Origin of the sequence: Paraburkholderia sp. SIMBA_054 (assembly GCF_046534875.1) — a bacterium.
GTDB lineage: Bacteria > Pseudomonadota > Gammaproteobacteria > Burkholderiales > Burkholderiaceae > Paraburkholderia > Paraburkholderia hospita.
Window position 1 is genome coordinate 1 of record NZ_JAWRXV010001495.1, and the last position, 243, is coordinate 243.

Genomic DNA, 243 nt, shown 5'->3' on the forward strand with positions numbered 1-243 from the left:
GTGTAGAGACCGGCTCCATATCGGCACCGGCGGGATCGAGGAAGTTCACCGCCGTCACATTGATGACGTCACCACGATCCGCATTGAGGCCGGCAGCAGTTGCAACGAGGTCGCGAATCTTGGTGATCTGCTGATCGACGAAATTGGCTGGCGGCGGCGTGGTGCCCGCAGTTTCCAGAAGACGCGCCTGATCGATAACCCCGGCAATGGACAACCGCTTGACGGTATAACCGTCGCTGACGG

1 protein-coding gene is annotated in these 243 nt (G+C 60.1%); it reads right to left on the reverse strand.

What is annotated here, in order from left to right:
- Positions 1–243 (reverse strand): flagellar M-ring protein FliF C-terminal domain-containing protein (locus tag SB822_RS60015; RefSeq protein ID WP_410859499.1); only part of this gene is annotated, 243 nt, incomplete at both ends.